Annotated in this window: 1 protein-coding gene; it reads left to right on the forward strand. The window is 65.7% G+C overall.

The features are described 5' to 3' along the window. A partial coding sequence (locus tag DUGA2_RS32065) for a non-ribosomal peptide synthetase (RefSeq protein ID WP_070273316.1) occupies nt 1-7,804 on the forward strand: 7,804 nt, incomplete at both ends.

A 7,804-nucleotide genomic window follows, 5' to 3' on the forward strand; every position in this document is an offset into this window, starting at 1 on the left:
GTATCGTTAACCGTCTGCGCTGGATGCAGCAGGCTTACGAGCTGACGCCGCAAGACCGCGTGCTGCAGAAAACGCCGTTCAGTTTCGACGTCTCGGTGTGGGAGTTCTTCTGGCCGCTGATGGAAGGCGCGCGGCTGGTGCTGGCGAAACCGGGCGGCCATCAGGATGTGGCATACCTGTCGCAACTGATCGCGCAGCAGGGCATCACGACGGCGCACTTCGTTCCGCCGATGCTGGAAGTGTTTGCGAACGCGGCGCCGGTGGAGCAGGGCGCAACGCTGCGCCAGGTGATGTGCAGCGGCCAGGCGTTGCCGTGGGAACTGCAGCAGCGCTTCCTGGACCAGTGGCGTCATGTGGCGTTGCATAACCTGTACGGTCCGACGGAGGCTTCGGTCGACGTCACCTACTGGCGTTGCGACGCGGAGAGCGAATTGTCCTGCGTGCCGATCGGTCATCCGATCGCCAATACGCAAATCCACATTCTGGATGCGGGCTTGAACCCTGTACCGATGGGCGTCGCGGGCGAGCTGCATATAGCGGGCGTCGGCCTGGCGCGCGGCTATGTGAAACGTGCCGACCTGACGGCGGACAAATTCGTGCCGAATCCGTTCGGCGAGGCCGGATCGCGCATGTACAAATCGGGCGATTTGGCGCGCTATCTGGAGGATGGCAGCATCGAGTACCTGGGCCGTATCGACCACCAGGTCAAGCTGCGCGGCTTCCGTATCGAACTTGGCGAGATTGAATCCACGCTTGCAGCCCTGGAGCCGGTGCGCGACGCACTGGTGCTGGCCCGCGAGGACGTGGCCGGCGACCAGCGGCTGGTGGCCTATCTGGTCGCGCACGATGGCGAGCAATTGCCGGATGCCGCCGGACTGCGCGCCGCCTTGCTGGCATCGCTGCCGGAATACATGGTGCCTGCCCACTTCGTGGTGCTGGACCAGCTGCCATTGACGCCGAACGGCAAAGTGGACCGCAAGGCTTTGCCAGCGCCGGATATGGCACGCAGCGAAGAAGGCTACGTGGCGCCGCGCACGGCGGCCGAAGAGGCCATGGCCGATATCTGGGCTGGCGTGCTCAATCTGGACAAAGTGGGCGTGCACGACAACTTCTTCACGCTGGGCGGCCACTCGCTGCTGGCGATCACGCTGGTGGAGCGCATGCGCCGCGCCGGCCTGAATGTCGACGTGCGGACCTTGTTCGCCACGCCGACCATCGCTGCACTGGCCGGAGCGTCGGGTGGTGAAAACAACGACATCGTGGTGCCGGCCAACGGCATCGTGGCCGGTAGCACGGCGATCACGCCGGAGATGGTGACGCTGGTGAAGCTGGACGAGCAGGAGATCGCACGCGTGGTCGCGGCGGTTCCGGGCGGCGCCGCCAACATCCAGGATATCTATCCATTGGCCCCGCTGCAGGAAGGCATCCTGTTCCATCACATGATGAATGAAGAGGGGGACGCCTATCTGCTACCTAACCTGATGCAGTTCGACAGCCGCGAGCGGCTTGACGGCTTCGTCTCGGCGCTCAATAAGGTCGTGGCGCGCCACGACATTCTGCGCACGGCCATGCACTGGGAAGGGCTGAGCGAAGCAGTGCAGGTGGTCTGGCGCGAGGCGCATCTGGTGGCCGAGCAGGTCAACCTGGACGACGTTGCCGACGTTGCCGCCGAACTGGCGGCACGCTATCACCCTAGCCACTTCCGCCTGGACGTGCGCCACGCGCCGCTGATGCGCGCGTTTGTCGCGCAGGACAAAGCCAATGGCCGCTGGCTGCTGCGCATCCTGGCGCATCACCTGGCGATCGATCACAGCACGCTCGACATGCTGGTCGCGGAAGTGCGCATGCTGCTGCAAGGCCGTGCCGACGAACTGCCACCGGCGCTGCCGTTCCGTAATTTCGTCGCCCAGGCCCGTCTTGGCGTGAGCCAGGCCGAGCACGAGGCCTACTTCGGCGCGATGCTGGCCGACGTGGATGAACCGACCGCGCCATTCGGCCTGCTCGACGTGCAGGGCGACGGCACGGGCATCGTCGAGTCGCACCGGATGGTCGATGGCGATCTGTCGCGTCGTTTGCGCCAGCAGGCACGCCAGCTGGGCGTGAGCGCTGCGAGCGTCATGCATCTGGCATGGGCGCAGGTGCTGTCCAAGGTCTCTGGCCGCGACGATGTGGTGTTCGGCACCGTGCTGCTGGGCCGTATGGCCGGCGGCGAAGATGCGTCGAGCGTACTGGGGATGTTCATCAACACGCTGCCGGTGCGTTTCAAGCTGGGCGAACAAGGCGTGGCAAAAGCGGTGCGCGCCGCGCACGGCATGTTGACGCAATTGCTCCGTCACGAGCACGCGTCGCTGGCGCTGGCGCAGCGTTGCAGCGGCGTAGAGGCGCCGATGCCATTGTTCTCTGCCCTGTTCAACTATCGCCATAGTGTGGCGCAGAAGGCGGGCGACTCGGCATGGCAGGGCGTTGGAATGCTCAGCAGCGAAGAGCGCACCAATTATCCGGTCACGTTCTCGGTTGACGATCTGGGCGAGGACTTTTCGCTGACGGCGCAAGTCAGCACAAGCGTGTCGGCACAGCGCGTATGCGAATACATGCATGCCGCCGTCGAACAGCTGGTGGCGGCGCTGGAGGCCGCGCCGGACAGCGCGGTTGGCGCCATCGATGTGCTGCCGGCATCGGAACGCCGGCAGTTGCTGGTGGAATGGAACGACACGGCGCGCGACTACCGGTCGGCGTCGATGATGCCGGCGCTGTTCGAGGAACGCGCTGCGGCCTCGCCGGATCGCGTGGCGCTTGTGCATGAAGGCCAGCAGTTGACGTATGGCGAGCTGAATGCGCGAGCCAACCGCCTGGCGCATCACCTGCGCACGCTGGGCGTGGGCCCGGACGTGCTGGTGGGCCTGTGCGTGGAGCGCTCGCTGGAGATGATGGTCGGCTTGCTGGCCATCCTGAAAGCCGGCGGCGCTTATGTGCCGCTGGACCCGGCCTATCCGGCCGACCGCCTGGCCTATATGCTGGAGGATGCTGCGCCGGTGGTGCTGCTGACCCAACAACGCCTGCTGGCATCCGTGCCGAGCGGTGGCGTGCCGGTATTCTGCCTGGACGCCGACGCGGCCTCGCTGGCGGGCTACGACGCCACCAATCCGTCCGAGCTGACGACGGGCGGCAACCTGGCCTACGTGATCTACACATCCGGCTCGACCGGCAAACCGAAAGGCGTGGCGCTCAATCGCGCCAACCTGGCCAACTTCCTGCACAGCATGGGCGAAGCGCCGGGCATGAACAGCGACGACGTGCTGGTCGCTGTCACTTCGCTGTCGTTCGACATCGCCGCGCTGGAGCTGTTCCTGCCGTTGGCGAACGGCGCGCGCGTGGTGCTGGCCGGCCGCGAGACGGCGTCCAATCCGCAGCAACTGAGCGAATTGCTGGTGCGCTCAGGCGCGACGATGATGCAGGCCACGCCGTCGAGCTGGCGCATGCTGGTCGATCATGGCTGGCCGCAGGAACTGCAACTGAAGGTGCTGTGCGGCGGCGAAGCGCTGCCGGTGGGCCTGATGCGCGATGTGCTCGGCCATGTCGACGCGATCTGGAACCTGTACGGCCCGACCGAAACAACGATCTGGTCGACGCTGCGGCGCGTGAGCGCGCTCGATGGCGCACCGGTGATCGGCAAGCCGATCGCCAACACGCAGGTCTACATCCTCGACGCAGGCCTGAACCCCGTGCCGGCGGGCGTGGCCGGCGAGCTGCATATCGCCGGTGAAGGCCTGGCACGCGGCTACCTGCACCGTGGCGACCTGACGGCGGACAAATTCGTTCCGAACCCGTTCGGCGCTGCGGGCAGCCGCATGTACAAGTCGGGCGACCTGGCGCGCTATCTGCAGGACGGCAGCATCGAATACCTGGGCCGGATCGACAATCAGGTCAAGCTGCGCGGCTTCCGCATCGAACTCGGCGAGATCGAGTCTGCCTTGGCGGGACTGGCGGCGGTGCGCGACGCACTGGTGCTGGCGCGCGAGGACGTGGCGGGCGACAAGCGGCTGGTGGCGTATCTGGTCGCGCACGACGACGCAGAACTGCCGGATCCCGCCGGACTGCGCGCTGCCTTGCTGGCGTCGCTGCCGGAGTACATGGTGCCGGCCCACTTCATGGTACTGGAACAGATGCCACTGACGCCGAACGGCAAAGTGGATCGCAAAGCCTTGCCCGCGCCGGACATGTCGCGCAGCGAGGAGGGCTACGTGGCGCCACGTACGGCGGCTGAAGAGATCATGGCCGGTATCTGGGCCGGTGTTCTCCGGCTTGACAAAGTGGGCGTACACGACAACTTCTTCGCGCTGGGCGGCCACTCGCTGCTGGCGACGCAGTTGGTGTCGCAGATCCGTGGCGCGTTCGAAATCGAACTGCCGCTGCGCGCGGTGTTCGAGGCGCCAACAGTCGCCGGCCTGCTGTCGCGCATGGAATCGGCACAGCGCGGTCTGACCGTAACGGCCCTGGCGCCGGTCGAGCGCAAAGAGGGCATGCCGCTGTCGTTCGCGCAGCAGCGCCTGTGGTTCCTCGACCAGTTCGAGCCGGGCAGCGCGTTCTACAATATTCCGGCGGCGGTCCGTCTGAATGGACAGCTCGACGTGACGGCCCTTCAGGGTGCACTGAACGAGATCGTACGCCGCCATGAAGCCTTGCGTACCCGCTTTGCCAGCGTGGACGGCACGCCGGTGCAGGTGATCGCACCGGAATTGCAACTGGCGTTGGAGACGACCGATCTGTCGGACCTGCCGCATGCGGAGCGCGATGCCAAGGCGCAGTGGCTGGTGCAGGACGAGGCGCAGACAGCGTTCGACTTGGCCACCGGTCCGTTGATCCGTGCGCGCCTGCTGCGTCTGGGCGAGTCGGAGCACATCGTGCTGCTGACGATGCACCACATTGTCTCCGACGGCTGGTCCATCGGCGTTCTTGTGAACGAGGTGGCCGCGCTGTACGGCGCATACGTCCAGCAGCAGCCATCGCCGCTGCCGGAACTACCGATCCAGTACGCCGACTTCGCACACTGGCAGCGCCAGTGGCTCAGCGGCGACGTGCTGCAACAGCAGCTCGATTACTGGCAAGGCCACTTGGCCGGCGTGCCAGCTTTACTGACGCTGCCGACGGACCACCCGCGTCCCGTGTATCAGACCCATCGCGGCGCGACGCAGCCGCTGGCGCTGTCGGCCACCACCACGGCGGCCCTCAATGCGCTGAGCCGCCAGAAGCAAAGCACGCTGTTCATGACGCTGACGGCGGCCTTCAACGTGCTGCTGTCGCGTTACGCCGGACAGGACGACATCTGTATCGGAACGCCAATCGCCAACCGCAACCGTGCGGAGACCGAAGGGCTGATCGGCTTCTTCGTCAACACGCTGGTGCTGCGCACGCAAGTCGATCACGGCGCCAGCTTCCTGCAATTGCTCGACCAGGTGCGCGGCAACACGCTGGACGCGTACGCGCACCAGGACGTGCCGTTCGAGCAGCTGGTCGATGTACTCAAGCCTGAGCGCCACACCAGCCATTCGCCGCTGTTCCAGGTGATGCTGGCGTTACAGAACGCGCCGATGGACGCGCTCACGCTGCCGGGGCTGACCCTGCAAGCCATGGGCGGCGAGGGCGTACAGGCCAAGTTCGACCTGACGTTCACGTTCACGGAGGAAGGCGGACGCCTGATCGGCAGCATCAGCTACAACACCGACCTGTTCGAGCCATCGACGATGGCGCGCATGGCGGCGCACTTCACGCGGCTGGTGGAGGCCATCGTGGCCAACCCTGAGCGCCGCATCCGCGATCTGGACATGCTGGACAACGCCGAACGCCACCAACTGCTGGTGGAATGGAACAACACGGCCGATGCATCCCTGCTCGACGGAACGCTGCACGAGCTGTTTGAGCGCCAAGTCCTGGCGGCGCCGCAGCAGGTGGCGTTGGTGTACGAAGATGAGCAGCTGACCTATGCCGAACTGAATGCGCGGGCGAACCGCCTGGCGCGTCATCTGCGCACGCTGGGTGTAGGCCCGGACGTGCTGGTGGGCGTATGCACGGAGCGCTCGCTGGAGATGGTGGTAGGCCTGATGGGCGTATTGAAAGCCGGCGGCGCGTACGTGCCGCTGGACCCATCCTACCCGGCCGACCGCCTGGCCTACATGCTGGAGGATGCGGCGCCTGCGGTGCTGCTGACGCAGCAGCGCCTGCTGTCGGTGCTGCCAGCCAGCGAAGCGCCTGTATTCCTGCTGGACGCCGACGCGGCCTCGCTGGACGCATGCGACGCCACCAATCCGTCCAATTTGACGTCGGCGCGCAACCTGGCCTACGTGATCTACACCTCCGGTTCGACCGGCCGTCCGAAAGGCGCAGCCATCGACCACGCGGGTATCGTTAACCGTCTGCGCTGGATGCAGCAGGCTTACGAGCTGACGCCGCAAGACCGCGTGCTGCAGAAAACGCCGTTCAGTTTCGACGTCTCGGTGTGGGAGTTCTTCTGGCCGCTGATGGAAGGCGCGCGGCTGGTGCTGGCGAAACCGGGCGGCCATCAGGATGTGGCATACCTGTCGCAACTGATCGCGCAGCAGGGCATCACGACGGCGCACTTCGTTCCGCCGATGCTGGAAGTGTTTGCGAACGCGGCGCCGGTGGAGCAGGGCGCAACGCTGCGCCAGGTGATGTGCAGCGGCCAGGCGTTTGCCGTGGGAACTGCAGCAGCGCTTCCTGGACCAGTGGCGTCATGTTGGCGTTTGCATAACCTGTACGGTCCGACGGAGGCTTCGGTTGACGTCACCTACTGGCGTTGCGACGCGGAGAGCGAATTGTCCTGCGTGCCGATCGGTCATCCGATCGCCAATACGCAAATCCACATTCTGGATGCGGGCTTGAACCCTGTACCGATGGGCGTCGCGGGCGAGCTGCATATAGCGGGCGTCGGCCTGGCGCGCGGCTATGTGAAACGTGCCGACCTGACGGCGGACAAATTCGTGCCGAATCCGTTCGGCGAGGCCGGATCGCGCATGTACAAATCGGGCGATTTGGCGCGCTATCTGGAGGATGGCAGCATCGAGTACCTGGGCCGTATCGACCACCAGGTCAAGCTGCGCGGCTTCCGTATCGAACTTGGCGAGATTGAATCCACGCTTGCAGCCCTGGAGCCGGTGCGCGACGCACTGGTGCTGGCCCGCGAGGACGTGGCCGGCGACCAGCGGCTGGTGGCCTATCTGGTCGCGCACGATGGCGAGCAATTGCCGGATGCCGCCGGACTGCGCGCCGCCTTGCTGGCATCGCTGCCGGAATACATGGTGCCTGCCCACTTCGTGGTGCTGGACCAGCTGCCATTGACGCCGAACGGCAAAGTGGACCGCAAGGCTTTGCCAGCGCCGGATATGGCACGCAGCGAAGAAGGCTACGTGGCGCCGCGCACGGCGGCCGAAGAGGCCATGGCCGATATCTGGGCTGGCGTGCTCAATCTGGACAAAGTGGGCGTGCACGACAACTTCTTCACGCTGGGCGGCCACTCGCTGCTGGCGATCACGCTGGTGGAGCGCATGCGCCGCGCCGGCCTGAATGTCGACGTGCGGACCTTGTTCGCCACGCCGACCATCGCTGCACTGGCCGGAGCGTCGGGTGGTGAAAACAACGACATCGTGGTGCCGGCCAACGGCATCGTGGCCGGTAGCACGGCGATCACGCCGGAGATGGTGACGCTGGTGAAGCTGGACGAGCAGGAGATCGCACGCGTGGTCGCGGCGGTTCCGGGCGGCGCCGCCAACATCCAGGATATCTATCCATT

Origin of the sequence: Duganella sp. HH101 (assembly GCF_001758795.1) — a bacterium.
Taxonomy (GTDB): domain Bacteria; phylum Pseudomonadota; class Gammaproteobacteria; order Burkholderiales; family Burkholderiaceae_D; genus Rugamonas; species Rugamonas rivuli.